Genomic DNA, 26,998 nt, shown 5'->3' with positions numbered 1-26,998 from the left:
GGAAAATTTAATTTGATGAATCCATAGGCTTTTTTTTACAAACTTTCTTCAAGTCTAATAAATTGATGGGATTGATGTCTAAACCCTTGATATTTTTTTGCTTAAACCTAACGGCTTCATCGTAAAATAAAGGAATAACTGCGGCTTGGCTGATAATTATTGAATCTAATTGACGATAAAACTTAGGCCGTTTTTTTTGTTCTGATATTTTTAAAGTTTTTTCATAAATGCTATCGTAGAGTTGAGATTCAAAATGCGTGTAATTTGGACCATTTGGACTTTTGTTTTTGCTATAGAAAAGGCTGAGGTAATTTTGAGCATCTGGATAATCGGCTATCCAACTGGCTCTGAAAGCGTCTAATTGCCCCGATGAGCGTTTTTGTCTCAAAGTTGATGCTGGCAAAACATCAACATTAACTTTGATGCCAATGCTTGCTAATTCAGCTTGCATAAACTCGATTAAGTCAACATAAGATGGATTTGTAGATATGGTAACTTCTGGGCTATTATCGCCAGTTTTTTGAATGTATTGCTGAACCAATGTTTTGGCTTTTTCGGGTTGATAGCTAAAACCCTGAACGCCACCAAATCCAGGTAAACCTTTTGGAATAATGCCTTGTTCAGCTGGAATGCCTATACCATTTCTTAAATATTTTATCATTTTTTGCCGGTCAAAACCATAGTTAATGGCTTGACGCAAGCTTTTGTGATGAATGTCTGATGTTGAATCGGCTAAATAAAAACCAACATACTCTGTGTTTAAATAAGGTGATTTGTCTAAAATGATTTTACTTTTATATTTGGCTTTAAGCCGTCCGTTAGCTTGCAACAATTCATCTTTATAAGACACATCTAATCCGCTCATAAAATCTAAATTGCCTTGAACAAACTGCATAAATTCACTTTGCTTATCAGGCAAAAACGTGATGGCCACAGCTTCCAAATAGGGCAGTTGTTGGTCTGTGCTATCGGTTTCAAAATACAAAGGATTTTTTCTAAAGACCAGTTTTTCTTGAGGTATCCAGCGTTTAAATTGAAACGGACCTGTGCCAATAGGATTGGTTCTAAAGTCAATTTTGCCTGATTGAACTTCTCGAGGCACTACAGAACAATATTTCATGCTGAGCAAACCGAGAAATGCAGGGAAATTTTCCTTGAGTTTGATTTCTAAAGTAAAATCATCAAGGCTTTTAATAGACTTTACAGGTTTCATAATCCAAGAACCAGGCGAAGCAAGCTCAGGATTTGTTAGCCGTTTTAAACTAAAGACAACGTCTTTTGCAGAAAGTTGGCGTTTTTTGTTTTTAAAAATTTCACTTTGCTGAAAATAAACATCTTCTCTTAGTTTAAATGTAAAAGTCAATCCATCATCGCTAATATTCCATGATTTGGCTAATTCGGGTTTGATGTTTAAGCTGTCATCTAAGCCGACCAAAGTGTTATAAAGTTGGTGAACTGCCCAAATATTACGCTGGTCTTTGGCAAAAGCTGGATCTAAAGAAGTAATGTCAGAATGTTCGTTGTAGCGAAAGACTAAATGCGATTGATTTGGCTTATTTTTATTTTGACATGCGGTAAGTGCAACCAAGCCAAGAACGAAAGCTATGTATAATCTTTTGAATTTCAATTTTTTCAAGACGTTTATAGTTAATATATTTGCAAAACTAAAGAATATCGCTTTTACAAGTGAATAAATAAGAATTAATAAATGTCTAATCAAGTTGCATTTTACACCTTAGGTTGCAAACTCAATTTTTCTGAGACGTCAACAATTGCTCGTCAATTTCAAGATGAAGGTTTTGAGCGTGTTGAATTTGAACAGCAAGCTGATATTTATGTGATAAATACTTGTAGTGTAACTGAAAATGCAGACAAACGCTTTAAAACGATTGTCAAAAAAGCATTGAAAACCAATCCAGATGCATTTGTGATAGGAATTGGTTGTTATGCCCAACTCAAACCTGAGGAATTGGCTCGAGTTGATGGCGTTGATTTGGTTTTGGGAGCAACTGAAAAATTTAAAGTTACCGATTACATTCAAGATTTAAGCAAAAATGATTTTGGCCAAGTGCATTCCTGTGAAATTGACGAAGCTGATTTTTACGTTGGCTCTTATTCTATTGGCGATCGCACGCGTGCGTTTTTGAAAGTTCAAGACGGTTGCGATTACAAATGCACCTATTGCACCATTCCGTTAGCGAGAGGGATTTCTCGTTCAGATTCGTTGAGAAATGCTTTAAAAAATGCTAAAGAAATTTCAGAACAAGGCATCAAAGAAATTGTTTTAACTGGTGTGAATATCGGTGATTATGGCAAAGGTGAATTTGGCAACAAAAAGCACGAACACACATTTCTGGATTTGGTTAAAGCTTTAGATGATGTTAAAGATATTGAGCGACTGAGAATTTCATCCATTGAGCCAAACTTGCTCAAAGATGAAACTATAGATTTTGTAGCACAAAGCCAACATTTTGTACCGCATTTTCATATTCCTTTACAAAGTGGGAGCAATACTTTATTAAAAAAAATGCGTCGCCGATATATGCGAGAACTCTATGTAGATAGGGTAGAACGCATTAAAACCACAATGCCAGACGCTTGTATTGGTGTTGATGTAATCGTTGGTTTTCCTGGCGAAACTGATGAGTTGTTTTTAGAAACTTATGAGTTTTTAAATCAATTAGATATTTCATATTTGCATGTTTTTACTTATTCAGAACGCGACAATACACCAGCTGCTGAAATGGTGGATGGCGTTGTGCCTAAATCTGTAAGAAAAAAACGCAGTAAAATGCTCAGAGGTTTATCTGTTAAAAAACGACGAGCGTTTTATGAAAGTCAAATTGGTAAAACCAAAACCGTTTTGTTTGAAGACCAAAATAAAGAAGGTTATATTCAAGGTTTTACTGAAAACTATATTAAAGTCAAATTGCCTTGGAATCCTTATTTGGTCAATACGCTTCAAAGGGTATATTTAGATGATATTGACCGCAATGGTCTAATAAGAGGTGAGTTGGTTGAACGTGAAATTTTAGAAACAATCTAATTTTAAATCGTAATTCCAGCGGGTAAAAGATGTTTGTATTCTGAACGGTGTTTTTTAAAAAAAGCAGCAACAATAGGACATGTTGGCACCACTTTACAATTTTCTTCAACAAGTAGGTCTAAGACTGATTTTATAAATAGGTCTTGATATTTTTCAGAAGATAAAGATTTGTGAATTTCAAAACGGGTTAAGAATATGTTTTTAGTTTGTTCAGAATATTCAAGTTTTATCAGGCAATTTTCAACTTTAGTTTCAAATTGTCTCAAAAAATCGTTTTTTTTAATCTCTAAGATCATAACTCAAAAAACTTGATGAAGTAGATAATTATTAAATAATCTACAGTGTGATACTTTGAATATATTGTAAATTTACAAAAAATATTTATAAAGAATTTATTTTTAACTATGATAAAATCTTCATCTAATAAATATCAAGTTTATTTGATGCCAGGAATGGCTGCAAACCCAAGCATTTTTGAATATATCAAATTAGATGCTACTCGTTTTGAAATACATTGGTTGAGCTGGCAAGTTCCTATAAAAGATGAAAGTATTCAAGATTATGCTAAACGGATGTTGACGCATATCAAGCATAAAAATCCAGTTTTGATAGGTGTATCGTTTGGTGGAGTTTTGGTACAAGAAATGGCTAAATTGATAGAAGTTAAACGCTTGATTATTGTTTCGAGTGTCAAACAGACTTCAGAAATACCAAAATCTATGCAATTTGCACGTGAAACAGGCATTTATAAATATTTGCCCTTTGGATTGCTGAATTATATTTCTGAAATTGAAAAGTTACCTGTTGGGAATACCATTAGAAAGCGACTAAAATTATATCAACAATATATGTCAGTAAACGATAAGGTTTATTTAGATTGGGCTGTCAAAGAAATGGTGTGTTGGAATCAACCAAAGCCTATGGAAAATATCATTCACGTTCATGGCAATCATGATAAAGTTTTTCCTATCAAAAACATCAAAGATTGTATTGTTGTTAACGAAGGTACACACATTATGATTTTAAATCGTTTTAGGTGGTTTAATGAACATTTACCAGAATTAATACAACACGGATTTTTAAAAGAAAAATAAAATGTTAAGAACAAAATTCATTTACAAAATTATTTTCGGAATCGGCTTGATAAGCATTTTAAGTATTGGCTATTCATTTGTCAATCAAGATGATGCAAAAGAAAACATAAAAACCGAGGATCCCAAAAAAACTTTTGAAGAGAATTATAATGTATTTTCAATTGATGTACCAAAGTCTCTGAATTTTGCAGGCGAACCCGTGCCACTTGACCAACCTGACATCTACGAACGTATGGATAGAGAGCTCTTGGTGAATACCTATTGGCAATCAAACGGAATTCTTATGATTAAACGTGCTAAAAAGTACTTTCCACTGATTGAGCCTATTCTTAAAGCCAATGGTGTTCCTGATGATTTTAAATATCTTGCCGTGGCTGAAAGCGGCTTAACAGATGTTGTTTCTCCTGTAGGTGCAACAGGTTTTTGGCAAATTTTGAAATCAACAGGTGTAGAATATGGCTTAGAAATCAATAGCAATGTAGATGAACGCTATCATATAGAAAAAGCTACTCAAGTGGCTTGCGAATATTTGAAAGATGCTAAAGAAAAGTTTGGAACTTGGACTCTTGCTGCAGCGTCATACAATGCAGGAATGTCAGGAATATCTAATCAAATGGAGCGTCAAAAAGCTAAAGGTTACTACAATTTGCTTTTAAATGAGGAAACTGAGCGTTATGTTTTTAGAATTTTGGCCATTAAAGAGATTTTAAGCCATCCCAAAAAGTATTCATTTAATATTGACGAAAATCATTTGTATAAGCAAATTAAAACTAAAACCATAGAAGTTGATACGGCAATTTCAGACATTCCTGATTTTGCGAAACAATTCGGTTTAAATTATAAACAATTTAAAATCCACAATCCTTGGTTAAGAGACAATTATCTTGTGAATAACTCAGGAAAAGTTTATCAGATCAAAATCCCCAAAAAAAATCAATATTAACCAAAATATACTTTAGATTATGAATTTCACTATCATTTTATTTTTAGTGCTTATCGGAATTTTATCTGGATTTTTGAGTGGTATGATGGGTGTTGGTGGTGGTGTGATTATGGTGCCACTTATGGTGTTTTTATTAGGCTTTTCTCAACATGAAGCTCAAGGAACAAGTTTGGCTGTTTTGGCTGTGCCAGTAACTTTTCTTGCGGCTTACAATTATCATACAGAAAAAGGCTTGAATTGGAAATATGCTTTAATTATTGCCATTTCATTTGTTGTTGGAGGCTATTTAGGATCAAAGCTTGCCGTAAATATCGGCGATCTTTTATTGAAACGTATTTTTGGCGTTATCATGTTGATTGCTTCGATTAAACTGATTTTTTTTAAATAAAAAAACCGCCTCAAATTTGAGACGGTTTATATAAACTTGTGATGTTACTAATTACATCATACCAGGCATTCCGCCACCCATTGGAGGCATTCCGCCACCACCAGAACCGTTGTCGTTGTCTTCTTTGATTTCGGTCAAGGCACATTCAGTAGTTAAAATCATGCCAGCAACTGAGGCTGCATTTTCAAGAGCAACTCGAGTTACTTTCTTAGGATCAATGATACCTGCTTTTAGCATATCAACATAAGTTGCTGTTTTGGCATCGTAACCTAAATCGCCTTCTATCACTTTGTTGATAACAACCGAACCTTCGCCACCAGCGTTTTCTACAATGGTTCTCAGTGGCGACTCAATAGCTTTAGCAACGATTTGGATACCAGTAGCTTCATCGTCAGTATCTGATTTAAGGCTTTCTATCACTTTAAGTGTTCTAACGAGAGCAACACCACCACCAGCAACAATACCTTCTTCTACCGCAGCTCTTGTAGCGTGTAAAGCATCATCTACACGATCTTTCTTTTCTTTCATCTCAACTTCAGAAGCCGCACCAACATAAAGAACAGCAACACCGCCAGCTAATTTAGCTAAACGCTCTTGAAGTTTTTCTTTATCATAATCGCTTGTTGTGGTTTCAATTTGTGATTTGATTTGGTTAACGCGATTTTTAATATCACTTTCTTTACCACTTCCGTTAACAATTGTGGTGTTGTCTTTATCAATAGCAACTTTTTCAGCTGTTCCAAGCATGTCTAAAGTCGTGTTTTCTAAAGTAAATCCACGCTCTTCAGAAATTACGGTTCCACCAGTTAAAATAGCGATATCTTCAAGCATAGCTTTTCTTCTATCACCAAAACCTGGAGCTTTTACAGCGGCAATTTTTAATGAACCTCTTAATTTATTAACAACTAAAGTGGCTAAAGCTTCACCTTCAATATCTTCAGCGATAATCAATAAAGGCTTACCGCTTTGAGCAGCTGGTTCAAGCACAGGCATCAAATCTTTCATAGCCGTAATTTTCTTATCCACAATAAGAATGTATGGATCTTCAAGATCAGTAGTCATTTTTTCGCTGTCTGTTACAAAGTAAGGAGAAAGGTAACCACGATCAAACTGCATGCCTTCAACAACATCTACATAAGTTTCAGTTCCTTTGGCTTCTTCAACAGTAATGACGCCTTCTTTACCAACTTTATCAAAAGCTTGAGCGATTAAATCACCGACTAATTCATCATTGTTTGCAGAGATAGAAGCAACTTGTTTTATTTTGTCCAAAGAATCGCCAACTTCTTCAGCTTGTTCTATAAGGTTTTTGGTAATAGCTTCTACGGCTTTATCTATACCTTTTTTAAGTTCCATAGGATTTGCACCTGCAGCAACGTTTTTCAAACCTTCTTTAACGATAGCTTGTGCCAAAACGGTAGCGGTTGTTGTTCCGTCACCAGCAAGGTCATTGGTTTTAGAAGCAACTTCTTTAACCATTTGGGCACCCATGTTCTCAAGCTCATCTTGAAGCTCAATTTCTTTGGCTACAGTAACACCATCTTTAGTTACGGTTGGTGCACCGAATGATTTTGAAATAATCACATTTCGCCCACGTGGACCTAATGTTACTTTTACTGCGTTAGCAAGTTTATCTACACCACTTTTGATGCCGTTTCTTGCTTCGATATTGTATCTAATGTCTTTTGCCATTGTTATATATTTTTTAAATTATTGATTTATACTATTGCTAAAATATCGTCTTCTCTCATCATCAAGTAATCTTCGCCATCAAGTTTAAGCTCGGTTCCGGAGTATTTACCATATAAAACTGTGTCTCCAACTTTGACGGTCATATCGTGATCTTTTTTGCCTTTTCCCACGGCAACGACCTTGCCTTGTTGAGGTTTTTCTTTTGCAGAATCAGGGATGATGATTCCCGATGCAGTTTTGGTTTCAGCTTCTTGTGGCTCCACAAGAACGCGGTCAGATAATGGTTGAATTTTTATTGCCATTGTATTTAAGTTTTAAAATTATACTACAGCAACACTTCCTAAAATTGTGCCAGTTTACTTTTGCTGACATTTTGGTAAAAAAAATGCCAACTTATGACAAGCTGGCATTTTATATTTTTTATATTTTAAAAAATTACTCAGACGTTCCGTTTTCTTCCGCAGGTAATGTAGGAATGTTATCAGACGGGGTTTCTGTTTGAGATTTTGTAGGGTTGTCTGTTTTTAAAATTTTAGAATCTGATGTTTCATTAGACATAAGACTGACGTTAGATAATAAAACTAATACTAAAAGTAAGGTTGCTAACACCCAAGTGCTTTTGTCTAAAAAGTCTGAAGTTTGTTTTACACCACCAATTTGCTGTGAACCACCACCGCCAAATGAGGATGATAAACCACCACCTTTTGGGTTTTGAACCATAATTACTAATATTAGTAAAAAGGCTACAATTATGATGAGAAGAAGAAATATTGTAAACGTACTCATATCAATTATGTTCTTGTAATGCTTTAATCATTTTTATTTGGTCTGCAAAGAAACCACTTTTTTTGGGATTATTCAAAATTAATATGTTATAAGCTTCAATAGCTTTGTCATATTTTTTTTGTTCCAAGTATATTTTCGCCAAAGTTTCTGTCATCATTTCTTGGCTAGGCTTTGTTTTTACTGATAATTTAACAGAATAATCTGTTTTGTCAGGTTGATTTATTTTTGGATTTTCTCTTATAAATTTATTGATTAAATCTTCTTTTTTTTGTCTTTCGGGGTTAGATTTTAGCTTTTTTTCATTTTTGTTTTTTTCTAAGGGCTTGAGTTTAGTTAAATTCAGCCATTCATAAAAGCTGTGTTTTTCGTCATTTTGTTGAGGCTGTTGATAGCGTCTTTCAAATAAATCAGGGTCATTAATTTTGCGGGCTTCATCTTCAGAAATTCCAAGTTCGGCTTGGTCTTGGTTTTTTGAGATGGTTTCAACGGCTTGCTCTTGCTCGTCAAGGGTTCTGTTGATAAAATCAAAAAGCATTTCACGGTTGGTTGTGTGTAATGCTGTAGATCTTAAATAACGCTTAAATTCAAAACTTTCTTGAGATTTTAAAATTTTTAAATGCAAGGCTTGAGCAGCTTGAAAGTAGGGATAATTTATAGCCAGTTTTTTAAAAGCCATTTCATCTGAAACTTGAATTTGTTCAGGATGTTTGATTTTAGAAATGAGCTCTTCAATTTCCATAGACTACCAATCTGTAAGGGATTCGTTGAAAATATCTTGGGTAATTCTTAAAAATATTTCGTCAATGGCTTCATCTCTCACTGAGCCGATCAATTGTTCGTTTGCACCAAAATCAAAATAGAAAGAGAATTTTTTTTCAAAATCTTTTTCAGGATTTAATGTATTGTAAAATCTTACATTCACAGCGATTGTTAACCTTTGTTGTGCAGCTCTGTCGTTAGAAGTTGCTGTCATAGGAGCAACGTAGTATTGTGTGATTTCCCCTTCGTAGATTAAATCTGCATTAGAGTTGGTTAGCCCGAGTTTAGTTTGGTTTTGTATTAAATCTTGTAAAGCTAAAGTAAACTGGCGATCTATACCTGGCTCAACAATAGGAGCGTTGTTTTGAAAGAAATTGACCTGAAAGGTTTCTGCATTTCCAGTATCAGCACCTGTAAATGAATAAGCACCACAACTTAAACAAATTGCTATCAAACTTAGACTTATAATTTTATTGAGTTTCAAAACTATTTTATGATAAGTCATACTGCTTGATTTTACGATATAGGGTTCGTTCACTGATGCCTAACTCTTCAGCTGCGGGTTTGCGTCTGCCTTGATGACGTTCCAATGATTTTTTGATTAATTCGAGTTCTTTGTCTTGTAAAGATAAGGTTTCTTCTTCTTCAATATCTTCTGCAAAATCATATTTGTCTTGATGTGGATCTAAAGCTTTTGATGATTTATGCTCTGGCATTTGAAGAATTTCTAATTCTTGCTCATCGGAAAGGTTTCTTTCGTTGTCATTTGATTCAAATTTTTCTTCATTTTTACCGTAAATTTTATTGATCAGATGTTCATTTTCTTTCTTGACATCGGTATTCTCATCAGATTTTATCAGCTCTAAAGTCAATTTTTTTAAGTCTCCTAAGTCGCGTTTCATATCGAAGAGCACTTTATATAAAATTTCTCTTTCGTCGCTAAAGTCGCTCTTTTGCTTTTTCTGCTCAATCACAGAAGGTAAGTTGTTGCCACTATCAGGTAGGTATTGCAATAAGGTTTGAGCATCAACTACGCGATTGGTTTCTAAAACAGAAAGTTGCTCCGTCACATTTCTTAACTGACGAATATTGCCATGCCACCTGCAATTAATGAGTTGTTTTACGGCATCGTCAGTTAATCTCACGGTTGGCATTTTGTATTTGAGAGCAAAATCAGAAGCAAATTTTCTAAATAACAAATGAATATCGTCTTTGCGTTCTCTAAGTGGTGGTAAATGGATTTCAATTGTGCTTAAGCGGTAGTATAAATCTTCTCTAAACTTTTCCTTTTTAATAGCTTCAGCCATGTTCACATTAGTGGCAGCAACAATTCTGACGTTAGTTTTTTGCACTTTTGAAGAGCCGACTTTTAAAAACTCTCCATTTTCTAAAACTCTGAGTAACCTGACTTGAGTCGTTAAAGGCAATTCACCGACTTCATCAAGGAAAATGGTTCCGCCATCGGCTTCTTGAAAATAACCATCTCTAGATTGGCTGGCACCAGTAAACGCCCCTTTTTCGTGACCAAAAAGTTCACTGTCTATGGTGCCTTCTGGAATGGCACCGCAGTTGACTGCAATGTATTTATTGTGTTTGCGATGAGAAAGCGAGTGGATAATTTTCGGCAAACTCTCTTTACCAACACCGCTTTCACCCGTAACTAAGACTGAAATATCCGTTGGGGCAACACGAATCGATTTTTCAATCGCTCGATTGAGACCTTCATCGTTACCGATGATTTCAAAACGTTGTTTTATAGCTTGAACAGACTCCATAAGCCCCTAAATCCCCAAAGGGGACTTTTTATTAGTTGTTAATATTTTAAATTTATTCTTCATAATTTAATATTTCGTTTTTTAAAAGCCTCCCCTTAGGGGAGGTTTGGTGGGGCTTATCGCTTCGCCTAAGAGTGTTGCGCTGGTGCAATCTTTAATTTTGACCATTACAAAATCTCCGATTTTATAATTTTCCTTAGGAAAAACCACCATCGTGTTTTGGGTGTTACGTCCCGCCCAATGTTGGTCTGATTTTTTTGATTCTTTTTCAATTAAAACTTCTTCGACTCGTCCAAGGTGTTGTTTTGTGCGGTATAAAGAGTGTTTTTGTTGTAATGCAATGATGTCTTGTAAACGTCTTTTTTTGACTTTTTCAGGTACATCATCTTCTAATTTTCTTTCAGCCATTGTACCTGGACGCTCAGAGTAGGCAAACATAAATCCAAAATCGTATTTGACATATTCCATCAGCGACAGTGTGTCTTGATGGTCTGCTTCTGTTTCGGTTGGGAAACCTGCAATCATATCTTGAGAAATACCGCAGTCTGGAATTATTTTTCTGATGTTATCTATCAGGTTGATATATTCTTCACGGGTGTGCAAACGGTTCATCGCCTTTAAAATTCTGTCGCTACCACTTTGAACTGGTAAATGAATATAGTTGCAAATATTTTTATGTTTTGCCATACTTTCTATGACATCCATGGTCATATCTTGTGGATTGGATGTTGAAAAACGAATGCGCATACTTGGTTGGGCTTGAGCTACCATATCCAAAAGCTTAGCAAAATTTACGGCCGTAGCTTGCTGCATCGGGCTGGCTTTTTTGAAGTCTTTTTTCAGTCCACCGCCATACCATAAGTAGCTATCCACATTTTGACCTAATAAGGTAATTTCTTTGTAGCCTTTTTTCCATAAATCGTTGACTTCTTCTATGATGCTTTGTGGGTCGCGAGAACGCTCTCGACCTCTCGTAAATGGCACAACACAAAATGTACACATATTATCGCAACCTCTTGTAATGGAAACAAAAGCCGAAACACCATTACTTTGCAATCTTACCGGCGAGACATCAGCATAGGTTTCTTCTTTAGATAAAATGACGTTGACAGCACTTTGACCGCTTTCAACTTCTTCGAGCAAATTAGGTAAATCTTTATAAGCATCTGGACCAACCACTAAATCCACGATTTTTTCTTCTTCGAGAAATTTGCTTTTTAGGCGTTCGGCCATACAACCTAAAACCCCGACTTTCATTTGGCTGTTGTGTTTTTTAACGGCGTTAAATTTTTCAAGTCGTTTTCTGACGGTTTGCTCAGCTTTATCGCGAATTGAGCAGGTGTTGACCAACACTAAATCTGCATCTTCAAGAATTGAAGTCGTATTATAACCATTTTCTGAAAGAATAGACGCCACGATTTCGCTGTCGCTAAAATTCATTTGGCAGCCGTAACTTTCTATATATAGATTTTTGGTATTGCTTTTATTTTGGGTTTTCACCAAAGCTTCACCTTGTTTGTTTTCATCAATTATTTTCTCCATCAAACCATTTTATTTCTGCAAAGATAGTCGGTCTTAAGTTTCTGACAAAGTGTCATCATGTTCTTTTTTTTGAAGATTTAGAAGTATTAATAAGCAAACAAGTTTTATTATAATTTTAAGACGTCATGTTTTTTACTTGTGCTATTTTTAAAAAAAATTACTTATCAACTTTTAAATTAAATAAAAATGAAAGCAGCACAAATTAAAGAAGCAAAAGGAGAGTTTCAAATCGTAGAGATAGACAAACCAACTCCAAAGAGCAACGAAGTTTTGATTAAAGTTCAAGCTTGTGGTATTTGTCATTCAGATGCGTTTGTAAAAGACGGTACTTATCCAGGTCTTGAATATCCAAGAATTCCAGGGCACGAAGTTATCGGAATTGTTGAAGAAGTTGGGGCTGATGTCAATATTTGGAGTAAAAATCAACGTGTAGGTGTTGGCTGGCACGGTGGTCATTGCTTTGAATGTGAACCTTGTCGTAGGGGAGATTTTATTTCTTGTCAAAATGCAAAGGTAAGTGGGATTTCTTATGATGGCGGTTATGCCGAATATATGTGTGCACCTCAAGAAGCACTTGTAGCAGTCCCTGATGAGTTAAAATCTGAGGAAGCAGCACCTTTGTTATGTGCAGGGATAACGGTTTTTAATGGATTAAGAAATTCGGGTATTATAGCAGGTGATTTAGTCGCTATACAAGGAATAGGAGGACTTGGACATTTGGCTATTCAATACGCTAATAAAATGGGAATGCGAACAGTTGCGATTTCTACAAGCGATGATAAAAAAGATTTAGCCACTAAACTTGGTGCTCATCATTTTATCAATGCCAAATCTGAAAACGCCGCAGAAAAACTACAAGAATTGGGTGGAGCTAAATTAATTTTAGGAACTGCACCAAGTGGAAAGGCTATGACTTCAGTTGTTGGAGGTCTTGGTGTTGATGGAAAACTATTGATGGTTGGAGCAACTCCAGAACCTGTTGAAGTTAGACCAATGGAAATGCTAATGGGAAGAAAATCTGCAGCGGGTTGGCCCAGCGGAACACCAACTGACTCTGAAGACACTTTGAATTTTAGTGCATTATTTGGTGCTAAACCTATGATTGAAGAATACAGTCTTGATGATGTTAATGAAGCCTATGATAGAATGATAAATAATCAATCTAGATTTCGTGTGGTTTTAAAACCATAATTAAACATCAGTTCGATTTAAAAATTCATAAACTATAAACATTTGAATGGTTTAAGGACGAAAGATTCTGAAAATTGATTTTTATCTATAATTTATTCTTTAATCGGCATATAAATTTCGGTCTTCCATTTGGTATCATCTCCACCAAGCATCGGGTTGTTAAAGTAAATTTCTACTGGCGATAAGTCCAACTCGATTCCTTTACGTTTGGCATAATGATACATCGCCAACCATGCTTGGTCTGAAATGCTGTAATTGCCGTGAAATATAGCTTTTAATGCTTTTTGAGATTTTAAAGTATCAGCTTTAACAAATTGGTCAGTAGGGTAGGTGCTTTGACTTTCAACAGGAAAGGCATATCGAAAGGAAATGCTATCTGTCTTGGGTTGCCAATAGTTTACTTTGACAAAAGTCTTACCGTTTTTAGTTACTAAACTGTCCTGATTTTTGCTGAACAATAACGGATTGCTGTTAATCATATATCTCGCTTTATCAGCACGTTTAGCTTGGTGTTCAATATATAAATATGCTGTAGAATTAATGGTATCAATGCCTTGAATGGTTATATTAAAAATCTCAGAAAATTTATCAGCACTATCTTTTAAATGTTTTGAAATTTGGATCAGACTATCTAAATTCTGAGATTGATTGAATAGACTTTTGTAACGTTCAGATAGACTGTGATTTTTATTTTTAAAATAAAGTTTAACCCTTGAATTTGTATCATTAATATTTTTAAATTCCCACAAAAGTTCAAAAGGCGTTTGGTTGATTTTCATGGTTTGTTTTATACTTTGAAATAAAGCTTTGTGTTCAGTTTTTATGCTTTTATTATCCCAAGTATTGGGATCTAAAATCATATGATAAATAGTACCTTGAGGTAAATCAACTGTGAATTCGATTTGATGGTCATAGGTTTTAAAAAAACTGAACCAAATTAAAATGATAAGAAATAGAACACCAATAAATCCAAAGATTTTTTTCATAAAATAATTTACAAATTGATGTTTTGAACTACATATCGCCCAACCTGTTGTCCTTGTTTTAAGCCATTTGTGTTGGCAGGCATATAGTGAATCCCGCCATACAAACGGCTCATCATCGCTTCTTTTGCAGCTTCTCTAAAGGAATTAAAACTTCTCACAGGCAAACCGTAAGTCGTTTCCGAAGGATCTTCAAAAGAAAAATCATCGCCATAAATATCGGTCAGCACCTCTGATGCTGCACCAGAAACCACTGAGTGTCCGCTAGTGTATTCAGGAAAAGGTGGCGTTTGTAAGATGGGCGTCCATTGTTCGTCGATATAGCGATTGATAACGGTTTCTGGTCTAATGGCATTAGTATCATATTTTTCTTCCCAAACACTTATAAAAGCGTCATAAATTCCTATACACAAAAAAGCGTAACTTCTAACCGTTTCAGCAAAATTAAAATTTGCTTTTTTAGCGGCTATTTTATTAATAAGAATCCAATGAGCACCTGGCGTAATTTTTTTAGTAGCAAACATCATATGACCTTTGTGGGTTGAGACATAAGGATTGCAATCCCAAAACTGTGCAATCTCAATCATTTCAGATTTATCGCCGAGTTCACGGGCTTTATTCACCGTATTGTAAACATGCATGACTTCTTTGTAGTATTGACTATCTTTTTCTATTGAAAACGGTGTTGGTTTTTCAGGTTTAAATTGTGAAGCACTATCTAAAACAAAAGTTCGCATTTTATCCCAATTGGGTTCTATGCCATCCATATAATCTGGTGGTGTTGGCACCCAACGCGATGGGTCTTCTGTGTTGATAGAAAATTTAGGCATTGTTCGGGTTTGGGCATAATTGTCTTGTTTTGCCCATTCCATAATGTGTTGACTCACTTGATTGGCATAGTCTAAACTCTTTTCAAACTTTGATGATTTAGACCAGTTTTGATAAATACTATCTTTATAGGTTTTGATTTTTTGAGTAGAAAAAATCAGTTCTTCACCAACATTGAGATAAGCCATTACAGCTGCCATATTAAGGTTGACTTCAGACAAATTTTTAGCTTTTGGAATGGGAGAGAAATGCTCAATTTGTCCGCTTAAAGAATTATAGTTGTTTGTAGTATCTTGAACAACGATTTCATAAGCTGCAATGCTTGGATATGCATACACACGGCTGGCTACTGGAGGCGAAAAGATATCGTAAACCATCACTTCTGTGAGTTTGTCAAGTGCGTTGTGATAATCATCTGGTGTAACTTCTATGTCTTGTTTTGACTTGCAACTCAAAACTCCAACTGCCAGTAGAAGTATTAGAAATTTGAATGTTTTCATTTTTTATAATTTATACAATTCAATGGCATCATTATTATAAGTTACCATCAAATATTTTTCCATTTTGTAATTTAAAATATTAAAATTAACAACCGCTTTGTTGTAAAAATTAACGCCAATATCTTCGGCAGTTAGCCATTGCCCATTTTGACTCAAAGCACCGCCAGCAAAACTACCAAACCGACCGTGATAGGGTTTTACACCGAAATAGTTTCCGCCGATTAACAATTCATTTTGTCCGTTATTGTTGAGGTCTATTGGTTTTAAAGCGGTTATTGGTGCGACTTGAAAATAGTCGTCAAGTGGATGAAAAACCCATTTTTTATTTTCGAGTTTGAGATAACCTGAAGCGGTTGTATGAACTTTGAGAATTTCAGCTTTATCGAGTTGGGTTTTATTAAATATTTCATCAATAGATTTACCTGCAAAAGCTTTGTAGGAATTAAATTTCTTTTTAAGCGATGGCATTTGTTGAGATAATTCATCAAAACTGTTGATAGGATAATACTTACCGTTTGTGTTGATACATACTATACTTTCAGTTTGACCATTATTGTCAAAGTCGGCATAGTAAAGCCGTAAAGGTTTTTCATCAGATGCTTTGAATTTTGTATTCGTGCCGAAATTGCCTAACACAATTTCCTGTTGTCCGTCGTTTTCAATATCAAATAAAGCGATACTTTGCCAAAGTCCATTGAGGTTTTGAGGTAGAAACTCTTTTGAAATATCTTTGATTTGCTCGTTTTTTATCTTTAAAATTTTTGGTGGCATCCATTCGCCTGCGGTGATGATTTCTTTTTCGCCGTCGTTGTTGATATCAAACCAAATAGCATCGGTAACCATACCAAAGTTTTTGAGCAAGTCAGATTTTATATTTTCAAAACCATGGCAATTGTTTTTAAAAATATAGGCATTAGGTTTTTTGCCAAAATCACTACTCACGGCGTGACCAAATCCGTAAAGGTTTGGACAGGTTTTACCATCTTTTAAAATCACGGAAGTGTGAAGAAAATTTTGAGGCAATTCTATAGCCGAAAAAGTAGTGTCTTGCTGAACAAAAAGGCGGTCTGTTAGTGCAGAGGAACGGCCATAAAACTCACCACCAGCATTACCTACTAATAAATCATTTTTGCCGTCATTGTTGTAATCTGATATATCTGCAAAAATATTCTCGGCTTTGATTAATGCTTCAAAATTTTTATTTTTATATAACTCAAAACCACTGTCATTTTGAATGAAAATTTGTGGATTTATAAACTTTGAACTTCCAAAAAACACATCATCAAGCCCGTCGTTGTTGAGATCGCCAACGGCTGAGGCTGGACCACGATCTGAGATTTGATAAGGGATTAAACCCTGACGTTTAAAATCGATATAGCGATTTTCTTGATGAGAGAAATTTAATCCAGGCAAACTATCAACTGAAGTTAAAAGCGGTTTCATCTTCGGTTTTAAAGTTTTATAATCAAAGGAATCTCTATTATAAATTCTTTTGATATTAAGCGTTCGGTTGGTTTTGACATCTTCTGCCACTTGGTAAGTTTGGTCTGGCCAAATGATTTTTAAAGAGTCAATTTTTGAAATGGTATCAAACCCGAAAAATATTTTTTGCTCAGATGAAGATTGAAAACCTTTGGTGGCATAAAGCTGACGCCATTGTGATTTTCCGTTGTAATAGGCTATGACTTTAGTGCCGATTCCAGTTTTGTTTTTAGGTTTATAATCAAAATTGAGTTTTAAAAATGTATGTTTCTTAGGTGAATGGTTTTGATAAACGCCTGCACTTTCATTAATGTTGTTGACAACCAAATCTAAATCGCCATCATTATCTAAATCGGCATAAGCTGTGCCAGTAGAGTAGGTGAGTTCTTCTGGTAACCAATTTTCAGTTTTGTTTTTAAATTTTAAACCTTCAGAACCTTTAAAAATTCTATTTTGGAGTTTGCCATCAGGCATTTTATCTAAAGCCTTTTGGTCAATTAAACTCGTGTTTTCTATCTTTTGTTTGACGCTTTCGTTTGAAATATAATTGATATAATCTAAATCATTAGGTCGTTTAGGAATTCCGTTTGAGATGAATATATCTTGATGGCCGTCTAAATCGTAATCGGCAAACAAGGCTGCCCAAGACCAATCGGTGGCTTCGATACCGCTGAGTATGGCGGTTTCTTTGAAATATTCTCCATGTTGATTGACTTGAAGCATATTTCTAGAATATTGATAATGATAGCCAAGTCTTTCAACTCTAAATTGTGACATTTCATAATTCTCATCGCCCATTGAACGCTTGATTACAACTTCATCATCAGGTGCCATATCTAAGCTAAGAATATCCATAAAACCATCGGCATTGATATCGGCAACATCGCTTCCCATAGAAAACCGACTCATCATTGTTGTCATTGATTTTGAAGATTCTGTAAACGTGCCATCTCCGTTGTTGATGTAGAGATAGTCGTCTTCGTGAAAGTCGTTGCTGACATATATGTCTGTCCAACCATCGTTATTAAAATCGGCTGTGGCAACACCTAAGCCATAAGCATTTACGCCACCATAGATGCCTGATTTTTCGCTGACATCAACAAAACTACCGTTGTCGTTTCGCAATAGTTTATCGCCAGTTTCGTAATTTCGTTCGTTTCTGAGTGAAGCTTTACCATACGAATTTTGTGTATGCACGGCGTGATTGAGCAAATATAAATCTAAATCGTCATCATTATCATAATCAAAAAAAGCAGCAGAAGAGGAATAGTTGTCAAAATCTAATCCATATTTTTTGGCTTGTTCTGTAAAAGTTTCATCACCATTGTTGATATAAAGTTCATTATGACCTTTAAAACCATTAATGCCAGCGACGGCACAAACATATATATCGAGAAGTCCATCGCCGTTGACATCGGCCATACTTACACCAGTATTCCAATCAGAGTTTTGTTGAATTCCAGCTTGTTCGGTGATGTCTTTAAATTTAAAATTCCCTTGATTGATGTAGAGTTTGTTATCACCTTGATTTGAAGTTAAAAAAATATCTACCTTATCATCTCTATTGATATCGCCAACGGCAACGCCACCGCCGTTGTAGAAATATAAATAGTCTAATATGTTAGCATTTTCTGTTTCAACAAGTTTGTTATTAAAATCTAATCCTGTTTTGTCAGCTGACAAACGTTCAAACTTTATCTCTTGTTTTTTTTGACAAGAAAAGAAGAACACAATACAGACAAGTGATATGATTATTTTATGGTTCATATCTAAAAATTAAAGGTTTATCATTATTTCTGCCCGCTAAAATGTAATGCTTATTATTTTGATCTGTCGTTGTTTTTAAAGTTCTCACTTCGCCTTTGATTTTAAAATTGGTATTCTTTTTAAGATAAAATTCATCGTTTTTATATCCAACAAGATGTCCTTTTGAAGCATCAAGACGAGCAAATTGCGGTTTGAAGTGATAAAAGTTTCCTGCGGCTACAATAAAAATTTCACCATTCATTTCTATGGAGTTAAGTGCTTGAATTGACGACCATTGGGTTTCTGAAGGTAAATATTTGATACCGTATTCAGTGTTAGACGTTTTAAATGCTACAAAAGACGCCAACTCCGTCAGTTGTTTTGTTATGGCTTGATTGACTTTGTCTTTGCCAAACAATTCTGATATAGATTGCTCAGCGAATTTTTTATAGGACATATTATCTTTTTTGATGCTTGGAATTTGATTCGCCAATTCGCGCTTGAGTTGATAAGGTTTATCTTTATCATCAATATGTCTTGTAATGATTTGTTCAATGGTGCCGTTGTCATCAAAATCATTCACAAAAAGTTTTGCTGGTTGTGCTGAAGTTGGTTGTAATTTGAAATTCTGTCCATAGTTACCAAATATCAGCTCTTTTTGGTCATCATTATTAATATCTAAAGCCATTACAGCATTAAACAAACCTTTATACTGATTGAGGTTAGTGTTGAATTGCTCTAATCGTCGCCCGTTGTTTTTAAAAAACACGGGATGCATCCATTCGCCAACAACGATAAGGTCTGCAATGTTGTCATCATTAAAGTCGTGCCAAATGGCATCTTTAACCATTCCGAGATTTTTAAAATCGAAAGCTTTTTGCACTGTGATGTCTGTAAACTTACCTTCTCCATTATTTTCAAAGAGTTTACTTTTGGGGTTAATGCCGTAGATGCCAGGCACCGAAAAATTACCTACGAACAAATCTTTGTCACCATCTTGGTCAAAATCAGAAGCTTTAATAACTGCTGTGTTGTAGCGGTTAGATATGGTTTGAAAAAGTTCAAAAATACCTTTGCCATTATTTTTTAAAACCCGAATCTGGTATAGTTTGTTGGTTTCATCTTTAAAATTGCCGCCCGAGCCAAGTATCAAATCTAAATCACCATCGCCATCGATGTCCACAAAAGTTGAAGCGGTGTCTTCAAATTTTGCCATTTTATCAAATAACGTTTGATTTTGGGATGAGATGTTTTGACCTTTCAAATTAAACAGTTGAGCGGCTTGACCTTTAGCACCACCTATAAAAACTTCATCTTGTCCATCGCCATTGATATCACCATGACTCATTGTTGGTCCTTCTCGAGATTGCATTTTAAAAATTAAACCTTCGTGGTCAAAATCGACATAAAAATCTTCGTTATGGCTTTCTACTTGAGGTTCAATGATTTTAAAAAGATTAGAATCTGACTGCGTTTTAGAATAAGAGTAAGTAGATGTATTTGAACTATTGTATGAGATGTTTAGACTTTGATTGGCTTTGATGTTTTTTAAGGTTTGGTATTCCGCATTTGGCCAAATGACTTGAAGTGAATCTATGTTTTGTGCATCACCCAAGCCAAAATGCAATTGATAAGTTACAGAAGATTGAAATCCACGCGTAGGCATAACTTCATTGCTGATGATTTGTTTATTAACATAAGCTTTGACTAAAGTTCCAATACCAAACACATTTGGTTTTTTAAATTTTAAATTGAGGTTGAGGTAATTTTTATTTTCAGAATTGTTTTTAAAAACAAAAGCTTCACTATCAATATTATTGACCACTAAATCTAAATCGCCATCTTGGTCTAAATCACTATAAGTAGCTCCATTAGAAAAACTTTTGATGTCAAAACCAAATTCGTGGGTTTTGTTTTTAAAAGTCAAATCGCCTTGATTGACAAAAGCGTAGTTGGGAACAGGATGACTTGGCATAATATTGATGATAGAGTCTTGACCAGTTTTTTGACCTGATGTGGTCATTTTTTGATAGACTTCATCAGCAAAAAAATCAATAAAATCTTGATTGGTCAAATCTTGTTTGATGCCATTAGACACGTATAAATCTTTATACGAATCATTATTCATATCAAATAATAATGCTCCCCAAGACCAATCGGTTTTAGCGATGCCACTGAATAGTGAAATTTCTTTAAAATGGCCATTGCCGTCGTTGAATTGAAGTGCATTTTGCATAAATTGGTTATAAAATCCGCGATTTATTTTGAGTTGTTGCAAATCGTAATTTTCAAAATTGGTTGTGGTTTTTAATCGGGCATCGCCTTCAGGCAACATATCGGTAGAAAATATTTCATAATATCCGTCATTGTTGATGTCGGCCATATCGGCACCCATAGATGATAAACTGATATGTTCAGTGCGGTTGGTGATATCTTCTACAAAAGTGCCGTCGCCTTGATTGATATAGAGGTAATCTCTTTCGTAAAAATCATTGGAGATGTATAAATCTTTATAGCCGTCAAGATTGATGTCTCCAACCGTTACGCCAAGTCCAAACCCAATTAGACTACCGTAGATACTTGCTTTTTCAGTAACATCAACAAATTTGCCGTTTTGGTTTTCCAACAGTTTATCACCACCACCTTTGACGTCTTCAGGCACATTCCATTCTTTGGCTCGCAATTCTCGTTTGTTGTTAAAGCCTAAACTGGCTACTGGAATAAAACTGTTATTTAATATATACACATCCAAATCGCCATCATTGTCATAATCAAAAAACGCAGCGTGAGTTGTAAATCCCGACTCATCTAAGCCGTATTTTTCAGCTTCTTCTGTAAAGGTTAAATCACCTTGATTGATGAAGAGTTCGTTTTTTTGGTCATCGCCTTTTTGGTTGCCAGCATTGCAGACATAGATATCCAATAAGCCATCTTGATTGATATCTACAAAAGCCACGCCAGTTGACCAAGCCTTACTGCCACTAACCTTAGCTTTTTTGGTAATGTCTTCAAATTGAAAATTACCTTTATTGAGGTAAAGTTTATTTTGACCTTGATTGGCTGTGAAATAAATATCTTCAAAACCGTCATTATTGATATCACCAACGCCAACACCGCCACCATTATAAAAATATCTATAGCTAAATATGTTAAAATCTTCTTTGTTTTGAATATTATTGGCAAAATCGATTCCAGTTTGTTCACTTTTCATCAGTTTAAAAACAGGATTTTCGGGAATGTTTTTCTCTGAAGTTAGCTTTTCAGTTTGAGTATTTTTATTCTGACAACTCAGTATAATAAATATTGATAAAAAACCAAATATTCGTTTCATTTTAATAATTTTCTAATTTGTAAGCTGTCGTTATTTGACCCAAAAATAAGCCATTTTTCATTTTTAATCTTAATAGTTTCAGCTGAATTTATTCGACCTTTAAGATTCAAGTTATGATTTTTCCATACCGAAAATCTGTTGTTTTTGTATTTTAAAATCAATCCGTGATTGGCATCTAATTGACCGAGTTGTGTGTTGAGGTTAAATCGATTTCCAGTTAAAATTAATTCTGGTAAATCATCACCATTTACATCTGTATCTAAAACAGCGTTAACGGATGAAAACTGTACATCTTGTGGCAAGTTTACACTTTTAAAATTGAAGTTACCTAAATTTTTATAGAAGCTTGTTTCTAAAGTATAGACATATTTTTTATCAGCACCATTCCAGAGTTTGGGATCAAAAACATCTTCAATTTCAGCTTTGGCGAAAGCTTTGTAGCTTCTAAATTTTTTGTTGATTGTAGGAATTTGAGCAGCTAATTCGTCTTTGGTGTTGAATAAAACTTCTTTGTCTTGATGAAAATAGCTCAACAGGCTTTCGGTTTGTCCATTTTGATTGAAGTCGTTGAGATGCAATTTTAGAGGTTGTTCAAAACTTGCTTTTAACTTGGTGTTGGTGCCAAAGTTTCCAGCAATGATATCTTGAAGTCCATCGTGGTCAATATCTACAAAATGAATGGTATTCCACAAACCATTTGAATTTTCAAGAGCTTTGATATTTATTTTTTCAAATGAATTGTTCTTTAATTCAAAAACTTGAATTGGCATAAAATGTCCAGCAATTATCAATTCAACCTGACCGTCATTATTGAGGTCTTTAAATTGTGCATCTCTTATCATTCCTAATTGATGCGAAGATAAATATGCACGCGTAGCATCTTTAAAGCTGTTGCTTTGTTGGTTGAGTAGTAGATAACTTTTAGGCGATTGACCAAAAGTATTAAAATCTATACCTGCCCCAAGAAAAACATCAATATAACCATCTTGATTGACATCGGTTGTGGCTATGCTATTGAATTGCTGATTTAACACTGGAAAAGCCTTGTCTTTGAAGATAAACTTTCCATTATCATTAAGATATAATCTTGGTTGTAAAGCTACACCAGATTGAAATTCGTTGCCGCCAGAAATCACGATTAAATCTAAATCATTATCGTTATCAATGTCTATAAATTTTTGATCGAGATCTTCATTTTTCTCGTGGGTTCTAAAAACATCTTCTTGTTGAGATTGAAAACTTCCATCGGCTTGTTGAACAAATAATCGACTTGGTTTGAACTTGGCGTTTCCGATAAAAATATCATTTAAACCATCTTGATTGATATCAGCTATACTGACTTTTGGACCGAGATTTGCATTCATATAAGGAATGAGCGGTTGGCGACTAAATTCGTAAGATTGATATTCATAATGTTCAAATGGAATTTTTTTAGAGGAAATATTCTCAAACAAATCTGTTGAGTTTAAAATAGTGTAATCAAACTTTGAGATGGCATTTGATTGTTTCACGGTAAGTGTTTGGTTGATTTTGATGTTATTTAAACTTTGAAATTGATCATTTGGCCAAATCACCCAAGCGGAATCTACAGTTTTGGTTTGACCGAGGCCAAAATGTATTTCAGGTATTGTTGAAGACATATAACCTTGGTTCACGTAATTTTCACGAAGCATTTTTTTGCCATCTACAAATAAAACGACTTTAGTCCCAATGCCGTTTTGGTTGGGTTTGTTTCCGTCAAATTTTATTTTCAGATAGTTGGCGTTCGATAGGTTTTCATAAATCATAGCTTCGTCGTTGATGTTGTTGACGATGATATCTAAATCACCGTCATTGTCTAAGTCTACATAAGTCGAGCCGTTAGAGTAGGAGGTTGGTTGTTTCTTCCAATGTTTAAAGGTGTCTTTAAAACTTTTGTTATCTTTATTTAAAAATAATTTGTTTTGTTTTTTGTATTTTGGAAGCTTTTCTAAAAGATTCAAATCTTTTTTTTCTAGGCCTTGATTAATTTTGTTTTGATAGGTTTTATCAGAAATAAAATTGATAAAATCCATATCATTTGTCGCTCCAAAAATACCGTTACTGATAAAAATATCGTTGCTGCTATCGTTATTAAAATCGGCTATCAACGCAGACCAAGACCAATCTGTTGCAGCAACATTCTTTGAGTTAGCCACTTCACTGAAATTGAGATTTCCTTGATTGAGATGCAAGGTGTTGCTCATATATTGCGGTGCATAATTGTTTTTAAGGTATTGTTGATAGGTTAAATAAGGATATTCTGTGCCTGACACTTTGTATTCTTCTATATGTTCAGGAAGCATATCTACGGAAAGGATATCGGGTTTTAGGTCATTATTTATATCAGCGATAGCATTTCCCATTGAAAAATGTGTGGTATGTCCAAGTGCATTTTGATTTTGAGAAATAATGTCTAAAAATGTTTTGTTTCTTTGGTTGATGTAGAGATAATCATTTTCAAAAAAATCGTTGCCTATATAAATATCGGTAAAGCCATCAAAGTTGATGTCACTCAAGCTGAAATCTAAGCCGTATCCAATTTCACTAGAAAAGATATTGCTTTTAGAAGTGATTTCAACAAATTTGCTGTTTTGATTTTCGAATAACTTATCTCCAGCTAAGGGATGAAATTCTAGTCTTTTATTGCCATTGCCATAAGTGCGGTTGGGGTGAAGTGAATGATTAAGGAGGAACAAATCTAAATCACCGTCTTTGTCATAATCAAAAAAACCTGCTTGTTGGGCATAGCTTGAAATATTTAAACCATATTTTTCAGCTTCATCTTTAAAGGTTGGAATCCCTTTTTTATTAAGACCTTGATTAACGAGCAATTGATTGTAAGTTTTAGTATCATTTAATCCTGTAACTTGACAAATATAAATATCCATCAAACCATCTTGATTAATATCTACAGAAGTCACACCCGTTGACCAATTGTTTTTGGGGACTTGAGAAGAATTAGTAATATTTTCAAATTTTAAATTGCCTTTATTGAGATAAAGTTGATTTTGTGTTTGATTGCCAGAAAAAAATATATCGGGCAAGTTGTCATTATTGAAATCAGCAACAGAAACACCAGCACCATTGTAGAAATAGAGGTAATTTAAAATATTAAGTTCAGGTTTTGAAGTTAGCTTGTTATTAAACTTAATATTAGTAGATTGAGAAGTTAATACATTAAAACCTACATCTATTTTTTCTTGCCTTTGATGATTGTTTTGACACGACCAAAGCAACAGTAGTAAACCGATAACAATAAAAGGGAATTTATACATCTTAATTTTTAATTAAAAAAAGCCCTCTTGAATTACAAAAGGGCTTTTTAAATTAATTATAAAAATTATAAAATAACTCAAATTAATAACCAGGATTTTGTGTTAGATTTGGGTTATTTGCAACTGTTCTTTCAGGAATTGGGAACAAAACTCTGAAAGGTTCTGAAGCAGACTTCTCATTCCAAGAGTCTAAGAATTTACCAAATCTTATCAAATCAGTTCTACGGTGACCTTCCCACCATAATTCTCGACCTCTTTCGTCGATGATGTCATCTTCAGTTAAGGCACTAAGCGTTGACGCACCTCTAGAAGTTCTGATATCATTGATAATTTGAAGTGCTTCACCTTCTTGACCGAGTCTAAATAGAGCTTCGGCTTTTGTTAAAAGCACTTCTGCATATCTGATTAAAGCATAATCATTTTCTGCTGTATTTATATTTTGGTAGTCTGGAAGGTATTTTAAGCCTCGTACTCCGCTAGTTTCAAGAGTAGGTCCAGTAGAAATTATAGGGCTTTCAAGTGTAAACACTAATGGATTACCATTTCTGTCTTGAAGCGGGTTACCATCGACATCATATTGTTGTCCAATTAAAAAACCAGCTTTAAGACCGCTAACATCTGTAAGTCCAGGATAATCAACACCGCCTTTTCTGACATCGCTATCTTCAAATTTATTATAGAAGTCGGGTATGGTTGTAAAACCATTATAGCCAGAAGGATTTTGATTGTAGTGAAGTGTCATAAGGTAACGAATAGATATACCTCCTCCTGGTTCACCTCTGTTGTTTGCTTGTGTGAATATAAGCTCTGAACTGATTTGACCATTTTCGGGGGCAAAGTTATCATAATAATTTATACCTGTCTCTAACGAATAAAATCCAGAATTAATAACAACATCTGTTAGGCTAACAGCTTGATTGAGGTCTGCAGCTTCAAAAGAAAACGGAGGAATACGATCGTCATCAACATAAACAGCTTTGTTTAATAATACTTTAGCGAGAAATGCACGAGCTGTATTTTTATTTGCTCTAGATTTGTTTGAATCTATAGTATCTTCAGGTAACAAAGTTATAGCTTCTTCTAACCTTGAAACTATAAAGTTTACGGCTTCTTCCCCTTTTAAAGTAACAGGTACGTCGCCTAAACTGTCTAGATTTTCTCTAAAAGGTACTTGACCAAATAAATCGTAAAGGTAATATACAAACCAAGCTTGCAAAAATAAAGCCTCACCTCTTTCTTGACCTTCAGCAATTTCTAAAGCTTCAATAGATCTAAATACACCACCAGACAAATCATTGAATGTGTTTAAAATAAAATTATTATCATTTGCCCAAGTATGTTGATGAAACACACGCCAAGCACCGTTATCATCCCAGTCACCACCTCGTGTTGGTCCGATAACTTCATCACTCGAATGTTCTTGAAGGGCAAATATTAAATCTGGAGCAACAAAACCTCTTAAAACGGTATAATTTGCATCTACAAGTTGTCTCGCATCAACTAATCCTTGAGAAGTTTCTTTATTTATACTACTTCCAAGATCTCTTTCTAAATCTGTACAGCTCGTTAAAACTAAGATGCTGCACAAACATGTTAATAAAAATATTCTTTTCATA

The 26,998-nt window shown here is 34.6% G+C and carries 20 protein-coding genes; 5 read left to right on the top strand and 15 right to left on the bottom strand.

The window, feature by feature from the left end:
* Positions 1 to 7: 7 nt before the first annotated feature.
* Complete coding sequence (locus ACSSV5_RS05305) at positions 8 to 1,627, bottom strand: ABC transporter substrate-binding protein (protein WP_454245056.1); 1,620 nt, start codon at positions 1,625 to 1,627, stop codon at positions 8 to 10.
* An 81-nt stretch (positions 1,628 to 1,708) separates the two neighbouring features.
* Here ACSSV5_RS05305 and mtaB point away from each other — a divergent pair, with 81 nt between their 5' ends.
* Entirely contained in the window at positions 1,709 to 3,046 is a 1,338-nt protein-coding gene (gene mtaB / locus ACSSV5_RS05300) for a tRNA (N(6)-L-threonylcarbamoyladenosine(37)-C(2))-methylthiotransferase MtaB (protein ID WP_454245055.1), read from the top strand.
* Positions 3,047 to 3,048: 2 nt separating this feature from the next.
* Here mtaB and ACSSV5_RS05295 read toward each other — a convergent pair whose 3' ends face one another.
* A complete protein-coding gene (locus tag ACSSV5_RS05295; RefSeq protein WP_454245054.1) occupies positions 3,049 to 3,312 on the bottom strand; it encodes a GNAT family N-acetyltransferase in 264 nt (87 codons plus the stop codon).
* Positions 3,313 to 3,450: 138 nt separating this feature from the next.
* Between ACSSV5_RS05295 and ACSSV5_RS05290 the strand changes: the two genes are divergently transcribed.
* From ACSSV5_RS05290 to ACSSV5_RS05280, 3 genes are read left to right on the top strand one after another with little or no spacing between them, the layout of a single operon-like run.
* On the top strand, positions 3,451 to 4,140 hold the full coding sequence (locus ACSSV5_RS05290) for an alpha/beta hydrolase (protein WP_454245053.1): 690 nt from the start codon (positions 3,451 to 3,453) through the stop codon (positions 4,138 to 4,140).
* A 1-nt stretch (position 4,141) separates the two neighbouring features.
* Positions 4,142 to 5,083 (top strand): lytic transglycosylase domain-containing protein, encoded by a 942-nt coding sequence (locus ACSSV5_RS05285; protein ID WP_454245052.1) that lies wholly within the window; start codon positions 4,142 to 4,144, stop codon positions 5,081 to 5,083.
* A 19-nt stretch (positions 5,084 to 5,102) separates the two neighbouring features.
* Positions 5,103 to 5,471, top strand: coding sequence for a sulfite exporter TauE/SafE family protein (locus ACSSV5_RS05280; RefSeq protein ID WP_211065838.1), 369 nt, complete (start codon positions 5,103 to 5,105; stop codon positions 5,469 to 5,471).
* Between the two features lie 51 nt (positions 5,472 to 5,522).
* Here the strand turns inward: ACSSV5_RS05280 and groL are convergent, their stop codons facing one another.
* The 7 genes from groL to miaB all read right to left on the bottom strand — a co-directional run bounded on the left by groL (position 5,523) and on the right by miaB (position 12,025).
* A complete protein-coding gene (gene groL / locus ACSSV5_RS05275; protein ID WP_454245051.1) occupies positions 5,523 to 7,163 on the bottom strand; it encodes a chaperonin GroEL in 1,641 nt (546 codons plus the stop codon).
* A gap of 26 nt (positions 7,164 to 7,189) precedes the next feature.
* Entirely contained in the window at positions 7,190 to 7,465 is a 276-nt protein-coding gene (locus tag ACSSV5_RS05270) for a co-chaperone GroES (RefSeq protein WP_211065840.1), read from the bottom strand.
* Between the two features lie 133 nt (positions 7,466 to 7,598).
* A complete protein-coding gene (gene secG / locus ACSSV5_RS05265) occupies positions 7,599 to 7,949 on the bottom strand; it encodes a preprotein translocase subunit SecG (RefSeq protein ID WP_211065841.1) in 351 nt (116 codons plus the stop codon).
* A gap of 1 nt (position 7,950) precedes the next feature.
* On the bottom strand, positions 7,951 to 8,688 hold the full coding sequence (locus ACSSV5_RS05260; protein WP_454245050.1) for a hypothetical protein: 738 nt from the start codon (positions 8,686 to 8,688) through the stop codon (positions 7,951 to 7,953).
* A 3-nt stretch (positions 8,689 to 8,691) separates the two neighbouring features.
* The gene (locus ACSSV5_RS05255) at positions 8,692 to 9,213 is read right to left on the bottom strand and encodes an LptE family protein (protein WP_454245049.1); all 522 of its coding nucleotides are present in this window, start codon (positions 9,211 to 9,213) and stop codon (positions 8,692 to 8,694) included.
* Positions 9,200 to 10,483 (bottom strand): sigma 54-interacting transcriptional regulator, encoded by a 1,284-nt coding sequence (locus tag ACSSV5_RS05250; RefSeq protein WP_211065844.1) that lies wholly within the window; start codon positions 10,481 to 10,483, stop codon positions 9,200 to 9,202. The genes ACSSV5_RS05255 and ACSSV5_RS05250 overlap by 14 nt, the downstream gene beginning before the upstream one ends.
* Before the next feature lie 81 nt (positions 10,484 to 10,564).
* Positions 10,565 to 12,025 (bottom strand): tRNA (N6-isopentenyl adenosine(37)-C2)-methylthiotransferase MiaB, encoded by a 1,461-nt coding sequence (miaB, locus tag ACSSV5_RS05245; protein ID WP_454245048.1) that lies wholly within the window; start codon positions 12,023 to 12,025, stop codon positions 10,565 to 10,567.
* A gap of 186 nt (positions 12,026 to 12,211) precedes the next feature.
* Between miaB and ACSSV5_RS05240 the strand changes: the two genes are divergently transcribed.
* Positions 12,212 to 13,216, top strand: a complete 1,005-nt coding sequence (locus ACSSV5_RS05240; protein ID WP_454245047.1) for an alcohol dehydrogenase — start codon at positions 12,212 to 12,214, stop codon at positions 13,214 to 13,216.
* A 92-nt stretch (positions 13,217 to 13,308) separates the two neighbouring features.
* On the opposite strand, the gene ACSSV5_RS05235 is transcribed toward ACSSV5_RS05240, so the two are convergent.
* From ACSSV5_RS05235 to ACSSV5_RS05210, 6 genes are all read right to left on the bottom strand, one after another.
* Positions 13,309 to 14,202 carry a GyrI-like domain-containing protein gene (locus tag ACSSV5_RS05235; protein ID WP_454245046.1) on the bottom strand — a complete coding sequence of 298 codons (894 nt, stop codon included), beginning with the start codon at positions 14,200 to 14,202 and terminating at the stop codon, positions 13,309 to 13,311.
* Positions 14,203 to 14,210: 8 nt separating this feature from the next.
* Positions 14,211 to 15,527, bottom strand: a complete 1,317-nt coding sequence (locus ACSSV5_RS05230) for a vanadium-dependent haloperoxidase (protein WP_454245045.1) — start codon at positions 15,525 to 15,527, stop codon at positions 14,211 to 14,213.
* A gap of 3 nt (positions 15,528 to 15,530) precedes the next feature.
* Positions 15,531 to 18,776, bottom strand: a complete 3,246-nt coding sequence (locus ACSSV5_RS05225) for a VCBS repeat-containing protein (protein WP_454245044.1) — start codon at positions 18,774 to 18,776, stop codon at positions 15,531 to 15,533.
* Entirely contained in the window at positions 18,766 to 22,086 is a 3,321-nt protein-coding gene (locus ACSSV5_RS05220) for a VCBS repeat-containing protein (RefSeq protein WP_454245043.1), read from the bottom strand. The genes ACSSV5_RS05225 and ACSSV5_RS05220 overlap by 11 nt, the downstream gene beginning before the upstream one ends.
* Complete coding sequence (locus tag ACSSV5_RS05215) at positions 22,083 to 25,382, bottom strand: VCBS repeat-containing protein (protein ID WP_454245042.1); 3,300 nt, start codon at positions 25,380 to 25,382, stop codon at positions 22,083 to 22,085. Before ACSSV5_RS05215 ends, ACSSV5_RS05220 begins: the two co-directional genes overlap by 4 nt.
* Before the next feature lie 82 nt (positions 25,383 to 25,464).
* The gene (locus tag ACSSV5_RS05210) at positions 25,465 to 26,997 is read right to left on the bottom strand and encodes a RagB/SusD family nutrient uptake outer membrane protein (protein ID WP_454245041.1); all 1,533 of its coding nucleotides are present in this window, start codon (positions 26,995 to 26,997) and stop codon (positions 25,465 to 25,467) included.
* Between the last annotated feature and the right edge of the window lies 1 nt (position 26,998).

The organism is Psychroflexus sp. MBR-150, from assembly GCF_053628795.1.
The sequence above is the reverse complement of the archived record's forward strand: the minus strand, read 5'-3'. Positions and strand labels throughout refer to the sequence as shown.

Coding starts and splice junctions, on each gene's coding strand:
- ACSSV5_RS05250 (WP_211065844.1), bottom strand. CDS start 10,483: ATGGAGTCTGTTCAAGCTATAAAACAACGTTTTGAAATCATCGGTAAC.
- ACSSV5_RS05230 (WP_454245045.1), bottom strand. CDS start 15,527: ATGAAAACATTCAAATTTCTAATACTTCTACTGGCAGTTGGAGTTTTG.
- ACSSV5_RS05240 (WP_454245047.1), top strand. CDS start 12,212: ATGAAAGCAGCACAAATTAAAGAAGCAAAAGGAGAGTTTCAAATCGTA.
- ACSSV5_RS05220 (WP_454245043.1), bottom strand. CDS start 22,086: ATGAAACGAATATTTGGTTTTTTATCAATATTTATTATACTGAGTTGT.
- ACSSV5_RS05225 (WP_454245044.1), bottom strand. CDS start 18,776: ATGAACCATAAAATAATCATATCACTTGTCTGTATTGTGTTCTTCTTT.
- ACSSV5_RS05210 (WP_454245041.1), bottom strand. CDS start 26,997: ATGAAAAGAATATTTTTATTAACATGTTTGTGCAGCATCTTAGTTTTA.
- ACSSV5_RS05260 (WP_454245050.1), bottom strand. CDS start 8,688: ATGGAAATTGAAGAGCTCATTTCTAAAATCAAACATCCTGAACAAATT.
- ACSSV5_RS05255 (WP_454245049.1), bottom strand. CDS start 9,213: ATGACTTATCATAAAATAGTTTTGAAACTCAATAAAATTATAAGTCTA.
- ACSSV5_RS05290 (WP_454245053.1), top strand. CDS start 3,451: ATGATAAAATCTTCATCTAATAAATATCAAGTTTATTTGATGCCAGGA.
- groL (WP_454245051.1), bottom strand. CDS start 7,163: ATGGCAAAAGACATTAGATACAATATCGAAGCAAGAAACGGCATCAAA.
- miaB (WP_454245048.1), bottom strand. CDS start 12,025: ATGGAGAAAATAATTGATGAAAACAAACAAGGTGAAGCTTTGGTGAAA.
- ACSSV5_RS05285 (WP_454245052.1), top strand. CDS start 4,142: ATGTTAAGAACAAAATTCATTTACAAAATTATTTTCGGAATCGGCTTG.
- ACSSV5_RS05270 (WP_211065840.1), bottom strand. CDS start 7,465: ATGGCAATAAAAATTCAACCATTATCTGACCGCGTTCTTGTGGAGCCA.
- mtaB (WP_454245055.1), top strand. CDS start 1,709: ATGTCTAATCAAGTTGCATTTTACACCTTAGGTTGCAAACTCAATTTT.
- ACSSV5_RS05235 (WP_454245046.1), bottom strand. CDS start 14,202: ATGAAAAAAATCTTTGGATTTATTGGTGTTCTATTTCTTATCATTTTA.
- secG (WP_211065841.1), bottom strand. CDS start 7,949: ATGAGTACGTTTACAATATTTCTTCTTCTCATCATAATTGTAGCCTTT.
- ACSSV5_RS05280 (WP_211065838.1), top strand. CDS start 5,103: ATGAATTTCACTATCATTTTATTTTTAGTGCTTATCGGAATTTTATCT.
- ACSSV5_RS05215 (WP_454245042.1), bottom strand. CDS start 25,382: ATGTATAAATTCCCTTTTATTGTTATCGGTTTACTACTGTTGCTTTGG.